Source organism: Cupriavidus sp. USMAHM13, assembly GCF_001854285.1.
Taxonomy (GTDB): Bacteria; Pseudomonadota; Gammaproteobacteria; order Burkholderiales; family Burkholderiaceae; genus Cupriavidus; species Cupriavidus malaysiensis.
This window is the reverse complement of the sequence record NZ_CP017752.1, coordinates 1,738,524-1,759,731: the sequence shown is the minus strand read 5'-3', so window position 1 is coordinate 1,759,731 and position 21,208 is coordinate 1,738,524. Positions and strand designations below refer to the sequence as shown.

Annotated in this window: 8 protein-coding genes; all 8 read left to right on the top strand. The window is 70.0% G+C overall.

Annotation, left to right across the window (positions count from 1 at the left end; genetic code table 11):
- Positions 1–121: 121 nt before the first annotated feature.
- Positions 122–3,589, top strand: coding sequence for an alpha-1,4-glucan--maltose-1-phosphate maltosyltransferase (locus tag BKK81_RS26055; protein WP_442873402.1), 3,468 nt, complete (start codon positions 122–124; stop codon positions 3,587–3,589).
- Between the two features lie 117 nt (positions 3,590–3,706).
- Entirely contained in the window at positions 3,707–7,078 is a 3,372-nt protein-coding gene (gene treS, locus BKK81_RS26050; protein WP_071018935.1) for a maltose alpha-D-glucosyltransferase, read from the top strand.
- On the top strand, positions 7,075–9,339 hold the full coding sequence (gene glgB, locus BKK81_RS26045) for a 1,4-alpha-glucan branching protein GlgB (protein ID WP_071018933.1): 2,265 nt from the start codon (positions 7,075–7,077) through the stop codon (positions 9,337–9,339). The genes treS and glgB overlap by 4 nt, the downstream gene beginning before the upstream one ends.
- A 2-nt stretch (positions 9,340–9,341) precedes the next feature.
- Positions 9,342–11,573, top strand: a complete 2,232-nt coding sequence (gene glgX / locus BKK81_RS26040; RefSeq protein WP_071018931.1) for a glycogen debranching protein GlgX — start codon at positions 9,342–9,344, stop codon at positions 11,571–11,573.
- On the top strand, positions 11,570–13,864 hold the full coding sequence (gene malQ, locus BKK81_RS26035; protein ID WP_071018929.1) for a 4-alpha-glucanotransferase: 2,295 nt from the start codon (positions 11,570–11,572) through the stop codon (positions 13,862–13,864). Before glgX ends, malQ begins: the two co-directional genes overlap by 4 nt.
- Complete coding sequence (locus BKK81_RS26030) at positions 13,861–16,404, top strand: glycogen/starch/alpha-glucan phosphorylase (RefSeq protein ID WP_071018927.1); 2,544 nt, start codon at positions 13,861–13,863, stop codon at positions 16,402–16,404. Before malQ ends, BKK81_RS26030 begins: the two co-directional genes overlap by 4 nt.
- Positions 16,401–18,452, top strand: coding sequence for an alpha-amylase family glycosyl hydrolase (locus BKK81_RS26025; protein ID WP_083384450.1), 2,052 nt, complete (start codon positions 16,401–16,403; stop codon positions 18,450–18,452). Before BKK81_RS26030 ends, BKK81_RS26025 begins: the two co-directional genes overlap by 4 nt.
- Complete coding sequence (gene treY, locus BKK81_RS26020) at positions 18,427–21,126, top strand: malto-oligosyltrehalose synthase (protein ID WP_418235903.1); 2,700 nt, start codon at positions 18,427–18,429, stop codon at positions 21,124–21,126. Before BKK81_RS26025 ends, treY begins: the two co-directional genes overlap by 26 nt.
- Positions 21,127–21,208: the final 82 nt, after the last annotated feature.

Genomic DNA, 21,208 nt, shown 5'->3' with positions numbered 1-21,208 from the left:
CTCAACAAGGAACCATAGCGAAATCCTCCTGCCTGGATTCCACGCCATCCCATTGGAGATCACCCGGCACGCCGCCACAGGATCGCGAGGATCGCGGACCGCGAGCAGGCCGACCCGCAGGATGTGCATGGCTCGCACAGCCTCCGGCCCCCGCGTGTGGCACGGCCGCGGGCCGCCCCGGCCGATAAGGAAGGCGCGAAGGACGAATCCAGTGCGGATCTGCAAACTCGACCTCACCTCTGCCACGGAGCCGGATGCCTTGAGCAACGAGCTCCGGCGCATCGCCGCGCTCGGCTTCAGCCATGTGCTGTGCAGCGGCTGGCCGGCCCCGCTCGCGGATGACCGCGATGCGCTGGGCGCCACGGCCGCGCTCTGCGCCGCCTGCGAGCGCACCCGCCTGTCCCTCTTGCTGGACCTTTCGCTGGACCGCTGTCCGGTGCAGCAGACGCGTATCGATCCCGACTGGATCGATCGTGCTGCAACGGCCTCCGCCCCGCATGAAACCGACAGCCATCTCCCCGGCGCCCGCCTGCGCTGGCACGATGCAGGCGTCGCCGAAGCGTTGAGCGGCTGGTGGGCCGCGCAGCTCGGCGCGGCCTTCGCCGCCGGCGTGGCCGGGTTTTGCTTGCGCGCGCCGCATCGGGTGGCCGGCCGCCACTGGAAAAGCCTGACCGCTATGCTGCACGCCGCGGCCGGCGCGGCGCCGGATGGCCGGCATCCGCGCCTTCTGGTATGGACGCCCGGCCTTTCGCCCGCGCAGCTTGAAGATCTCGCGCAAGGGAGATTCGATGGCGCCTTCTGCTCCCTGCCGTGGTGGGACTTCCGCAGCAGCTGGCTGAGCGAGGAGATCGGGCGGCTGCGCCGCTTCGGACGGGTGCTTGCCGCGACGTCGCTGACAGCCGCCGTCCAGGATGCACTGACGGCGCGTCGTGCGTTGTGGAGCGCGGCGGCCCTGTGCGACGGCATCCTGGTACCCGCCGGCTTCGAGACCGGTGGCAGGCAAGGCGGCGATCTGGCCGACGCCGTCCCATCTTTGAGCGCGGAATCCGGCCCGTGCCGTGCCGCCGGCTACGACATCACCGATGAACTGCTGCAAGCCAACACCTGGCTGGAGGCGCGCGGCAGCGAGCCGGCCTTGTCGGTACGGCAGCTGACGGGCAGCCATGCACCGCTCACGGCACTCTTGCGCCTGCCCCTGGCGGATGCGGACCGCGGCAGCGATGCGCTGCCCGGCCAGGACGTGCTCGCCGTGGTGATCAACCCGAGCGCGCGCGAACCGGGCAGTCTGGGCGCCGATCGCATCCTTGGCAGCTCACCCGATCCGGCCGCCCGCCTGGAGCCATCCCCGGGCAGTCCTGCGGGCGCGCGCGATGGCGCCGCCATGGATGCGCTGGATGCGCTGGCAGTCATCTCGCTGGCGGCAGGAGACATCCGCCTGTATCGCGCCGTACCCGTGCCCGCACGGCCGCCCGTCACCCGCGCGGCGCGCCAGGGCGAAGCCATCAGCGCGTCCGGCCTGGGCAGCGTGGTGGCCGCACTGGAGGCGCCGCGCATCGTCATCGAGCAGGTGGCTCCCTGCTGCGACGCCGGGCGCTTTGCCGTGCGCCGCGTGGTGGGCGAGCGCGTCGAGGTCAGCGCCGATATCTGGATGGACGGACACGCCCAGCTGGCGGCGTGCGTGCTGTGGCGCGCGCCCGGCGAGCAGGACTGGCACGAGGCACCGATGCGGCATGTGGTCAATGACCGCTGGCGCGGCGCCTTTCCCCTGGCGGCGCTCGGACGGCACGAGTTCACGGTGGAGGCCTGGCACGATACCTTTGCGAGCTGGCTCGACGAGATCGCGAAGAAGCTCGCCGCCGGCGTCGACATCACGCTGGAAATCGAGGAAGGCGCGCGGCTGGTGGCGGACGCCCTGCTGCCGCCCGGCGGCGAGCCGCCGCCGCCCGATGGCGCGCTGGCCGGCATCGTCGATGCGCTGGCCGCCAGTGCCGGCGACGACACCCGCCGGCTGGAGATCCTCCTCGCCGCAGGCACCGCCGCGGCCATGCGCGCGGCCATGCAGCATCCTTCGGGGCGGCCTTTCGCCACGCGCCACCCGGTGCCGATGCCGGTCGAGGCCGAGCGGCTGGCCACCCGCTTCGCCAGCTGGTATGAGCTCTTCCCGCGCTCGCAGAGCGGCAGTGCCCGGCGGCACGGCACCTTCGACGATGTGATCGCCCGCCTGCCCGCCATTCGCGCCATGGGCTTCGACGTGCTCTACTTCCCACCCATCCATCCGATCGGCAGGACGCACCGCAAGGGACGCAACAACAGCCTGCGCTGCGAGCCGGGTGACCCTGGCAGCCCCTACGCGATCGGGGCGGAAGAAGGCGGGCACGATGCCCTGCACCCGGAACTCGGTACGTTCGAGGACTTTCACCGCCTGCGCGATGCCGCCGCGGCGGCCGGGCTGGAGCTGGCGCTGGACTTTGCCGTCCAGTGCTCGCTCGATCATCCCTGGCTGAAGGCGCACCCGGAGTGGTTCGCGCGTCGGCCCGATGGCTCACTGCGCTACGCGGAGAACCCGCCGAAGAAGTACGAGGACATCGTCAACCCGGACTTCTACGCCCCGGCTCCGGCGGCCACGGCGCTCTGGCAGGCCTTGCGCGACGTGGTCATGTTCTGGCTGGAACAGGGCGTGCGCATCTTCCGCGTCGACAACCCCCACACCAAGCCGCTGCCGTTCTGGGAGTGGATGATCGAGGACGTCCGCGCACACTATCCGGACGCCATCTTCCTGTCCGAGGCCTTTACGCGGCCCAAGATGATGGCGCGGCTCGCCAAGGTGGGCTTCAGCCAGTCCTATACCTACTTCACCTGGCGCAACACCAAGGCCGAGCTCATGGAGTACCTGACCGAGCTGACGCAAGGCCCGCTGCGTGAATACTTCCGCCCGCACTTCTTCGTCAATACGCCAGACATCAACCCCCCCTTCCTGCATGAAGGCGGGCGCCCTGCGTTCCTGATCCGCGCGGCGCTGGCCGCGTTGTTATCCGGCTTGTGGGGCATGTACAGCGGCTTCGAGCTGTGCGAGTCCGAGCCCCTCGTCGTGGACGGGAAGGTGCGGGAGGAGTATCTCGACTCGGAGAAGTATCAACTGCGCCCGCGCAACTGGCAGCAGCCCGGCAACATCGTCGCGGAGATCACGCGCCTGAACCTGCTCCGCCTGCAGCATCCCGCCCTGCAGAGCCATCTGGGGCTGCGCTTCTACCATGCCGGCAACGATGCCATCCTGTATTTCGCGCGCTTCGTGCTGGGCGAGGAAACATTGTTCGGGGATGACGTCCTGCTCGTCGCCATCAACCTCGATCCGCGCCACGCGCAGGAGGCCTCCATCGAGATTCCACTATGGGAATGGGGCCTGCCTGACCAGGCAGGCGTGTCCGTGCAGGACCTGATGAGCGGCCACCACTTCAAGCTGAACGGCAAGCAGCAGCACATCCGGCTGGATCCGGCCCATGTGCCGTTCGCGCTCTGGCAGGTCACCCCCATCGGCGGCGCCCGCCGCGCCGCAGCCGCCCCGGCTGAGGGCGGCGGGGCCGGTGCCTGACGGCTGCTCGGCCGGGCGCATGCGGACCGGCACGAGGGGACATGGGGGACATGGGGGACATGGGGGGGCATTGAGGAGACATTGAGGAGACATTGAGGAGACTCTAAGGAGACATGGATGAAGCGCCTCAGCGAACGTGCACATAGCGCCCTGCTGAACGCCGACCCGCTTTGGTACAAGGACGCCGTGATCTATCAGTTGCACATCAAGTCCTTCTTCGATGGCAACGGCGACGGCGTGGGCGATTTCTCGGGCCTGCTGGCCAAGCTGGACTACCTGGTCGACCTCGGCGTCGACACCGTCTGGCTGCTGCCGTTCTACCCTTCGCCCCGCCTCGACGACGGCTACGACATCGCGGACTACCGCAATGTGCATCCGGAGTACGGCACGCTGTCCGAAGCGCGGCGCTTCATCCATGCCGCGCACGCGCACGGCATCCGCGTCATCACCGAACTGGTCATCAACCACACCTCCGACCAGCACCCCTGGTTCCAGCGCTCGCGCAGGGCCAAACCCGGCTCGGCGGCCCGCAACTACTATGTCTGGTCCGACGACGACCAGGCCTACGCCGGCACGCGCATCATCTTCTGCGACACCGAGAAGTCCAACTGGAGCTGGGACCCGGTGGCCGGCGCCTACTTCTGGCACCGCTTCTATGCGCACCAGCCCGACCTGAACTTCGACAATCCGCACGTGCTCAGCGAGGTGCTGTCCGTCATGCGCTTCTGGCTCGACATCGGCGTGGACGGGCTGCGGCTGGACGCGGTGCCCTACCTGGTGGAACGCGAAGGCACCAGCAACGAGAACCTGCCGGAGACCCACGCCATCATCCGCAAGATCCGCGCCCACCTCGACGCGCGCTATCCGGGCCGCATGCTGCTGGCCGAAGCCAATATGTGGCCGGAAGACGCGCAGCAGTACTTCGGCATCGACGGCGCGGCCGCGGACGGCAGGGGCGAGGAATGCCACATGGCCTTCCACTTCCCGCTGATGCCGCGCATGTACATGGCCATCGCGCGCGAAGACCGCTTCCCGATCACCGACATCATGCGCCAGACCCCGGAAGTCCCGGTCGACTGCCAGTGGGCCATCTTCCTGCGCAACCACGATGAGCTGACGCTCGAGATGGTCACCAGCAGCGAGCGCGACTACCTGTGGGAGGTCTACGCGTCCGAGCGGCGCGCCCGCATCAATCTCGGCATCCGCCGGCGGCTGGCGCCGCTGATGGAACGCGACCGTCGCCGCATCGAGCTGATGAACAGCCTGCTGTTCTCCATGCCGGGCACCCCGGTCATCTACTACGGTGACGAGATCGGCATGGGCGACAACATCCACCTGGGCGACCGGGACGGCGTGCGCACGCCGATGCAGTGGTCGCCCGACCGCAACGGCGGCTTCTCGCGCGCCGACCCGGAACGGCTGGTACTGCCGCCGCTGCAGGGGCCGCTGTACGGCTATGAAGCGGTCAACGTGGAAGCGCAGGAACGCGACCCGCATTCGCTGCTGAACTGGATGCGGCGGATGCTGGCGCTGCGCCGCAAGCACCGCGCCTTCGGCCGGGGCACGCTGCGCTTCCTGTTCCCGGGCAACCGCAAGATCCTGGCCTACCTGCGTGAGTACGACGACGTGCACATCCTGTGCGTGGCCAATCTCTCGCGCGCCCCGCAGGCGGTGGAGCTGGACCTGTCCGCCTTCAATGGCCGGGTTCCCGTGGAGATGATGGGCGCCACGCCCTTCCCCGCCATCGGCACGCTGACTTACCTGCTCACCTTGCCTCCCTATGGCTTCTACTGGTTCGTGCTGAGCGATGAGGCACAGCCGCCGCCCTGGCACATGGAGACTCCCGAACAGATGCCCGACCAGGTCACGCTCGTGCTGCAGAACAGGGGGCGCCCGGAGTTGACCGAAGCGTCCCGGCGCCTGCTCGACGAGGAAGTACTGCCCCCCTACCTTCGCCGCCGCCGCTGGTTCGGCGCGAAGGGCGAGACCATCCGCCGCGCATCGCTGGCCTATATGCTGCCTTTCGCGCGCGGCGACGGTGGCGAGGAGACCTGGCTCGGTGAAGTGGAGGTGGTCCTGGCCGGCGGGCGCACCGAGCGCTACCAGCTCCCGGTGGGCCTGCTGTGGGACCGCGACAACCCCGACGGGATACCGCCGCTCGCCCACGGCCTGTCGATGGCGCGCGTGCGGCAGGGCAGCCGGGTCGGGCTGGCCACCGACGGCTTCACCTCGGAACTGTTCGCGCGCGAGATCGTGCAGGCCCTGCGTGCCGGCAGCGAACTGCGCGGCCCGCAGGAAACCATCCGCTTCATGGCCGAGCCTGGATTGGCGGCCATGCACCCCGAGCGGGAAGAGATCCAGTGGATGTCGGCCGAGCAATCCAACAGCTCGCTCGCCTACGGCAACACGGCGGTGCTGAAGCTGGTCCGCCGGCTGTCCGGCGGGTGCCACCCCGAGGTCGAAGTGACACGCTACCTGACCAGCCAGGGCTACCCGCATTGCGCCCCGCTGCTGGGCGAAGCGGTGCGCATCGGCGCCGATGGCGAGCCACACACGCTGATGCTGCTGCAAGGCTACATCCCCAACCAGGGCAACGGCTGGGACTGGACCCTGGACTACCTGGCCCGCGCGATCGACGATGCCTTGCCGGCGAAGGAAAGCGAGGACGAATTCATCGAGGCCATGTCCGGCTATGCCGCCATGGCCACCACCCTGGGCCGCAGGCTGGCCGAACTGCACGAGGTGCTGGCACGCTCCAGCGAGGATCCCGCCTTTGCCCCCGAGCCCGCCGGCGCGGCCGAGAGCGAGCAGTGGGCACGGCAGGCCCTGGCCCGGCTCACGCACGCCCTGGACCTGCTGGAGATCTGCCCCATCGATACCTCGCAGCCCGCGCAGGAGCGGCTCGGCGAGGATGTGCAGTTGCTGCTGCAGGCACGCCAGGCCTTGCCCGCGCTGGTCGAGCGGCTCGCCGCCGCGGCGCCCGGCGGCCTGCAGACCCGTATCCACGGGGATTTTCACCTGGGCCAGGTGCTGATCGCGCAGAACGACGCCTACCTGGTGGACTTCGAGGGCGAGCCCGGCCAGCCGCTGGCCTGGCGCCGGCGCAAGACCTCGCCGCTGCGGGATGTCGCCGGCCTGCTGCGCTCGCTCGACTATGCCGCAGCCACCGTCGGCACCGACCGGCAGGAGCGCACCCATGCCGAACTGCCCCCCGCGCTGGCGCAACGCCGCGGAGAACTGCTGGAGCGCTTCCGCGCCACCGCCACGGAGGCCGTCCTCGGCGGCTATCGCGAGCACCTCGAAGCCTGCGCTACGCCATGGGTGCAGGCCGGGCAGCTCCAGCCGCTGCTGGACCTGTTCCTGCTGGAAAGGGCCGCCTACGAAGTCGAGTACGAGGCGGCCAATCGCGTGGCATGGATCGACCTGCCCGCCAGCGGCCTGGCAAGGCTGGTGGGCCAGCTGCTGGCGGACGACACGGAGGCCCGATGAACCACACCGAAGACAGCACCGGCACGCGCCATGACAGCGCGCTCCCGGCGCAGGAGCTGCAGGCCCTGCTGTCCGCCCGCCATCGCGATCCCTTCTCGGTGCTCGGCCCCCACGCCGTCGGCGCGGACGGCGCGGACGGCGTGGTGATCCGGGCCTGCCTGCCGGGCGCCGGCTCGGTGGGACTTGTCGACGCCGGGGGCAAGGAACTGGCCCCGATGGAAGTGCTGCACGCGGGCGGGATCTTCGCCGCCCGCCTCGGCGCGCGCGCGCCGGGCTACCGCTTGCGCATCCGCTGGCGGGACGGCAGCGAACAATGCAGCGCCGACCCCTACGCCTTCGGCCTGCTGCTGGGCGAGATGGACCTGTACCTGATCGCGGAAGGCCGCCATCTCGAACTGGGCAGCTGCCTCGGCGCGCAATGGCGGCGGGTGGACGGCGTGCAGGGCGTACGCTTCGCGGTGTGGGCGCCCAATGCCCAGCGCGTTGCGGTGATCGGCGACTTCAACGGCTGGCTGGCGGCACGCCACCCCATGCGCCTGCGCCACCCGAGCGGCGTCTGGGAACTCTTCGTGCCGGCCGAGATGGGCGCGCGGCCGGGTTGCCGCTACAAGTTCGACCTGCTCGATCCGGCCGGACACGCCTTGCCGGACAAGGCGGACCCGGTGGCGCTCGCCACCGAGGCGCCACCGGCCACGGCCTCGGTGATCGCCGCGCCCGGCCTCGGCGCGCCGCCTTTCGCCTGGCACGACAAGGACTGGATGCAGCGGCGCGCCGAGGCCGACCGCTACGCCACCCCCATGTCCGTCTACGAAGTCCACGCCGCTTCCTGGCTGGGAGCCGCCAACGACCCGGCCTCCGGCTGGCAGACGCTCGCGCAGCGGCTGGTCCCCTACGTGGCGGAGCTGGGCTTCACGCATATCGAGTTCCTGCCCGTGATGGAGCACCCCTTCGGCGGCTCCTGGGGCTACCAGCCCCTCTCGCTCTATGCCCCCACCGCCCGCCTCGGCCCGCCGCAAGCCTTCGCCGCCTTCATCGACCGTTGCCACCAGGCCGGCATCGGCGTGATCCTCGACTGGGTGCCGGCGCACTTCCCGACCGACCCGCACGGACTGGGCCGCTTCGACGGCACCGCGCTGTACGAGCACCAGGATCCACGCGAGGGCCTGCACCAGGACTGGAACACGCTGATCTACAACCTGGGCCGGCACGAGGTGCGCGGCTTCCTGCTGTCAGGTGCCTTGCACTGGCTGGAGCACTTCCACGCCGACGGGCTGCGTGTCGACGCGGTGGCATCGATGCTGTACCGCGACTACAGCCGCGCAGCCGGGCAGTGGGTCCCAAATCGCTTCGGCGGCCGCGAGAACCTGGAGGCGGTGAGCTTCCTGCGCGAGCTCAACACCGTGGTCCACGAGCGCTGCCCGGGCGCGCTCACCATCGCCGAGGAATCCACCGCCTGGCAGGGCGTGACCGCCAGCACCGCGAGCGGAGGACTGGGCTTCGACTTCAAGTGGAACATGGGATGGATGCACGACACCCTGCGCTACCTGTCCCATGACCCGGTACACCGCGCCTGGCACCACCAGGACATGACCTTCGGCCTGGTCTATGCCTGGTCCGAGGCCTTTCTGCTGCCGCTGTCGCATGACGAAGTCGTGTACGGCAAGGGCGCCATGATCGGCAAGTGCCCGGGCGACGCTTGGCAGCGCTTCGCCGGCCTGCGCGCCTACTACGGGTTCATGTGGATGCATCCGGGCAAGAAGCTGCTGTTCATGGGCGGAGAACTGGCCCAGTGGCGGGAATGGAACCACGACGGCGAACTCGACTGGGCCCTGCTCGAGCACCCCATGCACCGTGGCGTGCAGGCCCTGGTGCGCGATCTCAATGCCTTGTACCGCGAACTCCCCGCCCTGCACGCCCTCGACCACAGCCCGGAAGGATTCCAGTGGGTGGTGGGCGACGATCACCAGAACAGCGTGTTCGCCTGGCTGCGCCGCGCCGCCCCGGGCAGCGACGAGGTCGTCCTGGTGGTGGTCAATATGACGCCGGTGCCGCGCCACGGTTACCGCGTGGGCGCGCCGCTCGCCGGCTGCTGGCGGGAGCGGCTGAACACCGACGCAGCCTGCTACGGCGGCAGCAACGTCGGCAATGGCGGCACCGTGATGACCGAGGCGCGGCCCTCGCACGGACAGCCGGCATCCCTCAGCCTGACGCTGCCGCCACTGGCCACGCTGGTGCTGCAATACGCCGGCGCACGCGAGTGATCATGCCCCTGCCTGTCGCCGACCGTCTCCTGCCCGGCAAGCCCTACCCGCTCGGCGCCCACTGGGATGGACTCGGCGTCAATTTCGCGGTGTTCTCGGCCAATGCCTCGCGCATCGATGTCTGCCTGTTCTCGACGAACGGGCGCAAGGAAGTGGCGCGCATGCCGCTGCCGGAATGCACTGACGAGATCTGGCATGGCTACCTGCCCAATGTCGCGCTCGGCTCGCTGTACGGCTTCCGCGCCTTCGGCCCCTACCAACCGGCGCGCGGCCACCGCTTCAATCCCCACAAGCTGCTGCTGGATCCGTATGCGCGCCAGCTGAGCGGCCCGGTGCGCTGGTCCGACGCCCTGTTCGGCTACCGGCTGCAGAGCGCCCGCGCCGACCTGATACCCGATCGCCGCGACAGCGCGCCGACCATGCCCAAGGCCGTGGTGGTGGATGAGAGCTTCCATTGGGGCAACGACCGCCCGCCCGACGTACCCTGGCAGGAAACCGTCATCTACGAAGCACACCTGCGCGGGCTTTCGATGCTGCGTGACGACGTGCTGCCGAACCTGCGCGGCACCTTCGCCGCGCTGTGCGACCCGCGCTTGCTCGATCACCTGCTGCGCCTGGGCGTGACCGCCGTGGAGCTGCTGCCGGTGCATGCCATCCTGCAGGACCGCTTCCTGCTGGAGCGGGGACTGCGCAACTACTGGGGCTACAACACCCTGGCGTACTTCGCGCCGGAGCCCTCCTACCTCGCCAGCGGCCAGTTGCAGGAAATCAAGGTGGCGGTGCGGCGCCTGCATGCCGCCGGTATCGAAATCATCCTCGACGTGGTCTACAACCACACCTGCGAAGGCAACGAGCTGGGGCCCACGGTCTCCTGGCGCGGACTGGACAATGCGTCCTACTACCGCCTGGTAGCAGGCGACGAGCGCCACTACGTCAATCACACCGGCTGCGGCAACACCCTCGCCTTGTCGCATCCGCGCGTGCTGCAGATGGTGCTGGACTCCCTGCGATACTGGGTCGAGTGCTACCACGTGGACGGCTTCCGCTTCGACCTCGGCAGCGTGCTGGGGCGCGAGCGCGATGGCTTCGACGCCGGCTCGGCCTTCTTTGACGCCTTGCTGCAGGACCCGGTCCTGGCCCATGTCAAGCTGATCTCCGAACCCTGGGATCTCGGCCCCGACGGCTACCAGCTCGGCAACCACCCCCCCGGCTTCGCCGAATGGAACGACAAGTTCCGCGACACGGTACGCCGCTTCTGGCGCGGCGATGCGGGCCAGCGCGGCGAACTGGCGGCGAGGCTGTCGGGCTCGGCCGACCTGTTCGACCGGCGCCACCGGCGTCCGTGGGCGAGCATCAACTACATCACCGCGCATGACGGTTTCACGCTGGCCGACCTGGTCAGCTACCAGGCCAAGCACAACGAAGCGAACGGCGAAGACAACCGCGACGGCACCGACGACAACGCCAGTTCCAACTGGAGTACCGACGGCAGCCTGGAGGGACCGACCGACGATCCGGCCACGCTGGCACGGCGTGCCCGCGTGGCGCGCGCCTTGATGGCCACCCTGCTGCTGGCGCAGGGCACGCCCATGCTCACCGCCGGCGATGAGTGGGGCCGCAGCCAGCAAGGGAACAACAACGCCTATTGCCAGGACAATGGGCTGTCGTGGCTGGACTGGAAGCAGGCGCAGAGTGCCGCGGCGCAGCCCTTGCTGGGCGTCGTGGGCCGCCTGCTGGCATTGCGCCGGCGCCTGCAGGCGCGCGCCGCCAACCGATTCGCCCACGGCCAGCTTGCGCCGTCGCCGGGACTGGCGGACATCGCCTGGTTCGACCTCGACGGCCGCCCCCCCAGCCCCGAGTCCTGGGCGGATCCCGGGATCCGCACGCTGGCGCTGCGGCGTGCCGCCACCCTGCTTCAGCCCGGCCGTTCAGAGCCGCTGCGCCAGCCTGCGCAGCCGGCCGGCGGCGAGACGGTGCAAGTGACCCTGCTGCTGCTGAACGCCGGCGACACCGATGCGGTCTTCCATCTCCCGGAGCCGCCACTGCCATGGCAACTGGCCTTCGACAGCAGCCGCCCGGACGCCGGCGCGGCGGACCGGCCGCTCCCGGACACCACGCTGCAGGCGGTGCCAGCCCATTCCCTGGTGCTGCTGGAGGCACAGGCGCCACCGGCGGTGCAGGCAGACGCGCCACCATCACCCATGTCCCTCGCCGCACCGGAGCCCACCGCATGAACGTCGCCACCGCCCGCCCGGCGCCGCCGGCCACGCCTCTGCAGGCACTGGCCATGCGGGCCGGCGTGCAGCCGCTCTGGCTGGACGCCTGGGACCGGCCGTGCACGGTAGCGGACGATGTCCTGCGCCGGGTGCTGGCCGGGCTCGGGCTCGCCTGTGCGACGGACAGCCAGTGCGAGGCCTCGCGCGCGTGGCTCGATGCCGACGACGCCACCCAGCCACTGCCGCCTCTGCTGACCGCGGACCAGGAGGCGGTCGTCCACCTGCCCTGGCGGCCGGGCCCCGATCCGCGCTACCGGCTGGAGCTGGAGGACGGCCGCCATGTCGCCGGCACGGCAGCGCGCGAGGATGCGTACACCCTGAAGCTGCCGCCGGTCGGCACCTGCGGCTATCACCGTCTGTCCATCGGCGACGCGGAAACGACACTGGCCGTCGCTCCCAGCCGCTGCTACCTGCCCGAAGACGCCCTGCGCGAGGCGGGACGCCGGGCCCGCCGCGCGTGGGGCGTGGCGGTGCAACTCTACAGCCTGCGCCGCGGCGCGCCGGCCGGCCTGGGCGACCTCACCGCGCTGGCCATTTGCTGCCAGGCCGCCGCGCGCAAGCATGCCGATGCGGTTGCCATCACGCCCCTGCATGCCGGCTTCTCCGCGTTCCCGGAACGCTTCAGCCCCTACGCGCCGTCCAGCCGCCTGTTCCGCAACCCACTCTACGTGGATCCGTGCGCGTTGTTCGGACAAGGTGCCGTGGACAGCGCGGTAGCCGCCCTCGGCATCGGTCCGTTGCTGGCACGGCACGAGCGCCGCGCCAGGATCGACTGGGCCGCGCTATCGCCGCTGCGCTATGCCGTGCTGCGCTGGCTGTGGCAGCGCAGCGAACAGCTGCTGGCACCAGGCATGCTGCGCGCCTGCGCGGCCTTCCGCTCGCGTGGCGGCAGCGCCCTGCACGCCCATGCCTGCTACGAGGCCATCCAGGCCCGGCGCATGGCCGAAGCCGCAAACCGCATGCACACGCATGAGGCCGCCGACTGGCGTTGCTGGCCGGTGCCGCTGCGCTCGCCGGCAGATCCGGCGGTCACCGCCTTCGCCTCGGCCCACGCGGAAGAGATCGCCTACCACAGCTTCCTGCAATGGCTGGCCTGCGACGGCCTGGCGCGTGCCCAGCATGCCGCGCGCGAGGCCGGCATGGCCATCGGCATCATCGCCGACCTGGCCGTCGGCACCGATCCAGGCGGCAGCCACGCCTGGTCGCACCAGCAGGAGTTCCTCACCGGCTTTCACGCCGGTGCGCCGCCGGACCGGTATAACCCGCAGGGCCAGGACTGGGGCGGCGCGGTGTTCTCGCCGCGCCAGCTGCGCCGCCACGGCTATGCCGCGTTCATCGACACGCTGCGCGCCAACCTGGCCCATGCCGGCGGCCTGCGTATCGACCACGTGCTGGGACTGGCCCGCGTCTGGCTCGTGCCGGCCGGCGCCTCCGCCCGGGAAGGCGCCTACTTCAGCTTTCCGCTGCAGGACCTGCTGCGCCTGGTGGTGCTCGAATCGTGGCGGCATCGCGCCATCATCGTCGGTGAGAACCTGGGCACGGTGCCGGCCGAGTTCGACACCATGCTGTCGGCACATGGCGTGCTGGGTATCGGTGTGCTCTGGTTCGAGCGCGTGCCCTCCGACGCTCCCCCCGCCCCGGCGGAGTCGACCGCGACTACTGCGACTACTGCGGGCACTGCGGGCACTGCGACCACAGCGGACATCGCGGACACTGAAGCAACCGCCCCCCCGGCCTTCCTGCCCCCCGCGCTCTGGCCGGTGCAGGCCGTCGCGACTTCCTCGACGCATGACCTGCCCACCATCGCTGGCTGGTGGTGGGGACGCGATCTGGCATGGCGTGCGCGGCTCGGCCTGCTCGCCCCGGGCGAGTCGCTCCCCGCGGCACAAGGTATCCGCGCGCTCGAACGCACCGCGCTATGGCAGGCGCTGTGCGCGGCAGGCCTGGCCGGCGGCGCCGAGCCCGCCCGCGCGCAGGCGCCGGTCGAGGCGGTGCTGGCGTGGCTGGGGCGCACGCCAGCGGCGCTGCGCCTGGTCCCGCTGGAAGACCTGCTGGGCCTGCGCGAACAGCCCAATCTGCCTGGCACCACGAGCGGCCATCCCAACTGGCAACGCCGGCTGGACGCCGACGTGCGCGACCTGTTCGACGCGCCCGCGATCCGCGCGCGCGCCGCCGCCCTGCGCAGCGGCCGCCTGCGGGGCGCGCCGCCGCCCCTGCCAGGAACCCGCCCAACCGGAGCCAGCCCATGACGGAAGCCATCCGCAACGGACATGCGGACGAAACCCGCACGGCGATGTCCTGCGCCATCATCCGGCGCGCCTTCCTGGACCATGTCTTCCATACGCAAGGCAAGCTGCCCGGGCACGCCGGACCGAACGATCTCTATCAAGCGCTTGCGCATACCGTGCGCGACCGCCTGGTCCAGCGCTGGATCAGCACGTCGGAAGCCTATCTCGGCCAGCCCTCGCGCACCGTCGCCTATCTGTCGGCGGAGTTCCTGGTGGGGCCTCACCTGGGCAACAACCTGGTCAACCTGGGCATCTACGACGAGGTGCAGGCGGCCATGCATTCGCTCGGCCTGGATCTCGACGACATCCTCCGGCAGGAGGACGAGCCGGGCCTGGGAAATGGCGGCCTGGGGCGGCTGGCGGCATGCTTCATGGACTCTCTCGCCACGCTGGAGATCCCCGCGCTGGGCTACGGCATCCGCTACGAGTACGGCATCTTCCACCAGGCCATCGTCGATGGCGTGCAGGTCGAGCAGACCGACAGCTGGCTGCGCCGCGGCAACCCGTGGGAGATCCAGCGCGCGGAATGGACGGTGGAGGTCCGCCTGGGCGGCCATACCGAGCACTATACCGATGAACATGGCTGCTACCGTGTGCGCTGGGTCCCGGCCAAGACGGTGGCCGGCGTGCCGTTCGACTCGCCGATCCTCGGCTACCGCGTCAACACGGTGAACACGCTGCGCCTGTGGCGCGCCGAGGCCACCGAGGCATTCGACTTCCCCACCTTCAACCGCGGCGATTACCTGGGCGCGGTGAGCAAGAAGGTGACCTCGGAGAACCTGACCAAGGTGCTTTACCCCAATGACGAAACGCAGCAAGGCAAGGAACTGCGCCTGGAGCAGCAGTACTTCTTCGTGGCGTGCTCGCTGCGGGACATGCTGCGCCTGCTGGCGGCCGACGGCATGCCGGTGCGGAGGTTCCACGAGAAATTCGCCATCCAGCTCAACGACACCCATCCGGCCATCGGCATCGCCGAGCTGATGCGCCTGCTGGTGGACGAGCACGACGTGCCATGGGACGAGGCCTGGGCGATCACCTGCCAGTCCTTTGCCTACACCAATCACACGCTGCTTCCCGAGGCATTGGAACAGTGGCCGCTGCCGCTCTTCTCCCGCGTGCTGCCGCGGCACCTGGAGATCCTGCTCGAGATCAACGCCCGCTTCCTCGACGAGGTGCGCATCCGCTTCTACGGCGACAGCGCCCGCCTGACGCGGCTGTCGCTGATCGACGAGCACGGCGAGCGCCACGTGCGCATGACCAACCTGGCCTGCGTGGGCAGCCATGCCATCAATGGCGTGGCGGCGCTGCATTCGCGCCTGATGCGCGAAGACGTGCTGAAGGACTTCTTCGACATGTGGCCGGAGAAATTCTCCAGCATCACCAACGGCGTGACGCCGCGGCGCTGGCTGGCGCTATCCAACCCGCGCCTGTCGAAACTGGTGTGCGAGGCGATCGGCAAGGACTGGATCTCGGACGCGGAGCGCCTGCATGCGCTGGAGCCGCTTGCCGACGACGCCGGCTTCCGCCATCTGTGGCAGGCGGTGCGGCGGGAGAACAAGCTCGACCTTGCGCAACTGGTGCGCCAGAGCACGGGCATGGTGGTGGATCCGGCATCGATGTTCGATGTGATGGTCAAGCGCATCCACGAATACAAGCGCCAGCACCTGGCCGTGCTGCATATCATCGCGCTCTATCACCGCATCAAGTGCGATCCGGACGCCGACATCGTGCCGCGCACCTTCCTCTTCGGCGGCAAGGCGGCGCCTGGCTACCAATACGCCAAGCTGATGATCCGCTTCATCACCAGCGTGGCCGATGTCGTCAATCGCGACCCCCAGGTGCGCGACCGGCTCAAGGTCGTGTTCCTGCCGAATTTCAACGTCACCTGCGGACAACGCATCTATCCGGCCGCCGACCTGTCGGAGCAGATCTCGCTGGCGGGCAAGGAGGCCTCCGGCACCGGCAACATGAAGTTCGCCATGAACGGCGCGCTCACCATCGGCACCTTGGACGGTGCCAATATCGAGTTGCGCGATGCCATCGGCGCCGACAACTTCTTCGACTTCGGGCTCAGCGTCCCGCAGGTACAGGCTTTGCGCGAAGATGGCTACGACGCCAGTGCGTGCTACCGTGGCAACGCGGAGCTGCGGGCCGTCATGGACCTGATCCGCCAAGGATTCTTCTCACACGGCGACGCGACACGATTCGACCTCCTGTTCGACGAACAGCTGCGGCACGATCCCTATTTCCTGCTGGCGGACTTCGCTTCCTACGTGGATTGCCAGCGGCAGGCCAGCGCCGCCTTCAGCGATCCGGCGCGCTGGCAGCGCATGTCGGTGCTGTCATGCGCGCGCTCGGGGTGGTTCTCCTCCGACCGCGCCATCCGGGAATACTGCGATCGGATCTGGAAGGTGAAAGCCGTGCCGGTGCGCTTGCTGCATCGCGCCAGCGGGGCACCGCGGCATGCGGAAGCCGCGGCACACGCGGGAGGGAAGCCATGACGGATTCCGGATGCCAACGCCGCGGTGGCGCTTTCGGCAGCGATTCCACCTCGACCGCCCCTTGCGGGCCGGCCGCGAGCGCCGCGCATGGCCACAGCGCCGGCGGCGCGCCGGCCGCAACCCACGCGCCGCATGACTATGCCTTTGGTCCGGCCTGGCTCCCCGACGGCCAGGTGCTGTTCCGCCTGTGGGCACCCGACGCGCAGCGCCAGGGCCGGGCAGTCGCGCTGGAACTGGCCGGCACGGAGCGGATCCGCATGGCACCGGGCGATGACGGCTGGTTCCGCGCGCTGGCGCCCTGCCGCGACGGCACGCGTTACCGGTTCCGGCTGGACGACGGCACCGCCGTGCCCGACCCGGCTTCGCGCTGGCAGCCCGACGATGTGCGCGGAGCGAGCGTCGCCTGCCTGCCCGAGGCGGTCCGCGCCTATCCCTGGCAACGTCCCGACTGGCACGGGCGCCCCTGGCACGAAGCCATCCTCTACGAAATGCACGTCGGCCTGTGCGGCGGCTATGCGGGCGCCACGGCGCAACTGGAGCGCCTGGCGGCAATGGGCTTCACCGCAGTGGAACTGATGCCGCTGGCCGAGTTCCCGGGCCGGCGCAACTGGGGCTACGACGGCGTGCTCCTGTTCGCGCCGGAATCCAGCTACGGCACGCCGGATGCATTGCGCGCGCTGGTGGACCGCGCGCACTGCCTGGGCATGATGGTACTGCTGGACGTGGTCTACAACCATTTCGGCCCGGAAGGCAACTACCTGCCGCGCTACGCCGCCTCCTTCTTCCGCGCCGACCGGCACACGCCGTGGGGCGCCGCCATCGATTTCAGGCAGCCCGAGGTACGGCGGTTCTTTACCGAGAACGCGCGCTATTGGCTGGATGAATTCCGTTTCGATGGCCTGCGTCTCGATGCCGTGCATGCCATCGAGGACGAAGGCTGGCTGGCCGAGCTGCCGGCCGCGTTGCGCGCCAGCCTGCCAGGCGCGCGCACACCGCGCCGCCGCATCCACCTGATCCTGGAGAACGACCACAACGATGCCGGCCTGCTGCACGCCGGCTACGATGCACAATGGAACGATGACGCCCACCATGCGCTGCACGTCCTGTTGACCGGCGAAACGGCGGGCCACTACCACGATTACACGGCAGCCGCCGGCACGGCTGGCACGGACCGCAGCGAGATCGTCGATGGGCAAGCCGGCGGCAGCCCGCCGCTGCGGCACCTGGCGCGCGTGCTGAGCCAGGGCTTCGCCTGGCAAGGCGAGGTTTCGCCCTACCGAACGCGGCTGCGCGGCGGCGCGGCGGGGCAGGCGGTGGCGCCGGTACGGCGCGGCCGGCCCAGCGCGCAGCTCCCGCCCACCGCCTTCGTCTGCTTCCTGCAGAACCACGATCAGGTCGGCAATCGCGCCCTGGGCGAGCGGCTGACCACGCTGGCGGGCGCCGACGCGCTGCGCGCCGCGGTGGCCCTGCAACTGCTTTGTCCGCAGATCCCGCTGGTCTTCATGGGCGAGGAAGGAGGCGCGAGCACACCGTTCCTTTACTTCACCGATCACCCGCCGCCACTGGCCGCAGCCATCCGCGCGGGACGCCGCCGCGAGTTCGCCGCCACCGCGCCGCGCGGCGACGACGCTCGCCTCGCCGCCGTGCCGGACCCGAACGACCCCGCCGCGTTCGAGGCATCGCGCCCCTGCCTGGAGCCGGAAAGCGAGTGGACGCACTACTATCGCACCCTGCTCGCGATCCGCCGCCGGCAGCTGCTGCCTCGTCTGGCGGGATGCCGCAGCGCGGGGGTCGACATCCTCGGCACGGCCGCCCTTTGCGCACGCTGGCGGCTCGGCGACGGCACCTGCCTCACGCTCTGGCTGAACCTCGGCGGCGCACCGGTGCCTTGCGGCACGCTGCCCGCCGAAGCCATCCTGCTGCACGAAAGCGGCGCCGGACGGGCCGCGGCGCTCGAGCGCGGCATCTTGATGCCCTGCAGCGCCATTGCCACGCTTTGCGCGCAGGTGGCGGCGCATGATCATGTACACAGCACCCGCACGACCTGACCTGCCGGCCGGCTCCCCGCTCCCCCGCGTGCCGATGCCGCCGCGCGCCACCGCCCGCCTGCAACTGCAGCCGGGCTTCACGCTCGACGATGCCGGCGGGGTGGTCGGCTACTATGCGGCCCTCGGCGTGAGCCATCTCTACCTGTCGCCGGTGTTCGGCGCACGGCCAGGCTCGACGCACGGCTACGACGTCACGGACTACACCCGCGTGCGTGACGAACTCGGCGGGGATGCGGCCTTGGCCACGCTGGCACGCCGCGCGCGCGCGGCCGGGCTGGGCCTGATCCTGGACATCGTGCCCAATCACATGGCGGCGGACGCGACCCACAATGCGTGGTGGCGCGACGTGCTGGCCAACGGCCCCGAGAGCGAGTTCGCCGGCTTCTTCGACATCAATTGGAAGGCGCACGATCCCGGCCTGCGCGGCAAGGTGCTGGTACCCATCCTGCGCCACACCTACTGGGAGTCGCTGACGCGAGGCGACGTCGAGCTGGTGCCGGCGGGCCCGCACGGCCCCGCCTTCCTGCGTTATTTCGAACAAGAGATGCCACTGGCGCCGGGCAGCCTCGATGCGCGATCGGCCGCGGATCCGGCCTGGTTCGATGCCGCGCGCGAAGGCGGCCGTGAGCGCCTGCATGCGCTGCTCGAACGCCAGCACTATCGCCTGGCCTGGTGGCGCACGGCCGCCACGGCGCTGAACTGGCGGCGCTTTTTCGAGATCAGCGATCTCGTGGGCCTGCGCCAGGAGCACCGTCCGGCGTTCGACGCCACGCACGCGCTGGTCTTCCGCTTGCTGCGGGAAGGCCATATCGATGGGGTACGCGTCGATCATGTCGACGGCCTGGCCGACCCGGCCGCGTACTGCCGGCGCCTGCGCGCGGAACTGGCGGTCCATGCGCAGCGCCGCCCCGCCTCCATGCCGCTGCGGCATCCGTGGCTCGTGGTGGAGAAGATCCTGGCGTCCGGCGAGGCCCTGCCGCAGGACTGGCAGGTCGACGGCACCACCGGCTATGACTTCATGGACCAGGTGTCCGCGGTACTGCATGATCCGGCCGGCGCGGCGCCGCTGGATGGCTTGTGGCGGCGCATCGCCGGGGAGCGGGAGGACTACGCGCGCGTGCTGGCGACGGCGCGCCGCCAGATCCTGACGCGCCATCTGGTCGCCGAGTATGAGTCCGCCCGCATCGGGCTGCATGCCTGGGCGGCATCCAATCCCGCCACCCGCGACCTGAGCGGGGCGGCGCTGGGCGCCGCACTGTCGGCGCTGCTGGTCGCCATTCCGGTCTACCGTTGCTATTTCGACGGCCACCTGGCAGGACGCGATGACGAGGCCGCCAGCGCCGAAGCCACGATGCTGCGCCGGGCCGCGCGGCGCGCGCGCGCCGGGCTGGCGCCGGAGGAATCCACTGCGCTGGACTTCATCCTGGGCTGCCTGCGCGCACCGTATCCGTCCAGGGCGAACGGCAGCGCTGTCGCGCAGATCCGCCGGCAACTGCAACAATTGATGCCTGCCCTGGCGGCCAAGGCCGGGGAAGACACGGCGTTCTACCGCTATGGCCGGCTGCTGTCCCGCAACGAAGTCGGCAGCCTGCCCGCGACGCTCGCCACGGCGCCCATGCACTTCCACGCCGAGATGGCCGCGCGGCACCTCGCCTTTCCGCATGCGATGCTGGCCACTGCCACGCATGACCACAAGCGCGGCGAGGATGCCCGCATGCGCCTGGCGGTGCTGAGCGAACTGAGCCCGGAATGGACGGAAGCCGTGACCGCGTGGGAGCGCGCGTGCGAACCGCTGCTGGCGACCCTGCCGCAGCAACCGGACCCGACCGACCGGCTGATGCTGTACCAGTCCCTGATTGGTGCGTGGCCGATGCCGCCGGATGCGCTGGCCCACCATGGCGAGCCCGGCATCTTCCTGCAGCGCATCGGCGAGTGGCAACGCAAGGCCATCCGTGAAGCGAAACTGCACGGTAACTGGACCCGGCCCGACCTGAACTATGAAGCCGCATGCGAGGCATTCCTCCGCGGCCTGGCGCTCGACTGGCCCGGGTCGGGCGTGCTGGTCCGCATCGGCCAATTCGCGCGGCGCCTGGCACCGGCCGGCGCGCTCAACAGCCTGGCGCAGGCCTTGATCCAGCTCACGGCACCAGGCGTTCCCGACCGCTATCAAGGGTGCGAAGGCTGGGATCTCAGCCTGGTCGATCCCGACAACCGGCGCATGCCGGACTTCGCTCGCCAGACGGCGCAATTGCACGATGCCGCAGGCTGGGCACACTGGCTCGACCACTGGCAGGATGGACGCGTCAAGCAGCAATTGATCCATCATGCCCTGGCAGCCAGGCGCGAGTCCGAACCCTTGTTCTCGCAGGGCCGTTACCAGCCCCTGACCGCCGACGGACCGCTGGCGTCGCAGGTGCTCGCCTTTGCGCGCACGTCCGGCGCCAGCCGTGCCGTCACGATCGCCACCCGCCTGTCGGCACGGCTGGTCGACCGCGCCCTGCCGCGTATCCCGCCGGGCTGCTGGACCCATACCGCACTCGATATGCGCGCGCCGCACGGCAGCCGATGGAGGGATGCCCTCACCGGGCAGCACCTGGTTGCGACCGACGGCACGCTGCCGATGAGCGAGATACTCATGCTGCTGCCGGTGGCCCTGCTGTTCCGTCAATCATGAACATCGATGGCGTCGGTCCTACGTACTGCACGTACTGCACGTACTGCGCGCACCGCAGCGTGACCGTCCCGGCCGGCCACGA

Coding starts and splice junctions, on each gene's coding strand:
- treY (WP_418235903.1), top strand. CDS start 18,427: ATGTACACAGCACCCGCACGACCTGACCTGCCGGCCGGCTCCCCGCTC.
- BKK81_RS26055 (WP_442873402.1), top strand. CDS start 122: ATGTGCATGGCTCGCACAGCCTCCGGCCCCCGCGTGTGGCACGGCCGC.
- BKK81_RS26025 (WP_083384450.1), top strand. CDS start 16,401: ATGACGGATTCCGGATGCCAACGCCGCGGTGGCGCTTTCGGCAGCGAT.
- glgB (WP_071018933.1), top strand. CDS start 7,075: ATGAACCACACCGAAGACAGCACCGGCACGCGCCATGACAGCGCGCTC.
- treS (WP_071018935.1), top strand. CDS start 3,707: ATGAAGCGCCTCAGCGAACGTGCACATAGCGCCCTGCTGAACGCCGAC.
- malQ (WP_071018929.1), top strand. CDS start 11,570: ATGAACGTCGCCACCGCCCGCCCGGCGCCGCCGGCCACGCCTCTGCAG.
- glgX (WP_071018931.1), top strand. CDS start 9,342: ATGCCCCTGCCTGTCGCCGACCGTCTCCTGCCCGGCAAGCCCTACCCG.
- BKK81_RS26030 (WP_071018927.1), top strand. CDS start 13,861: ATGACGGAAGCCATCCGCAACGGACATGCGGACGAAACCCGCACGGCG.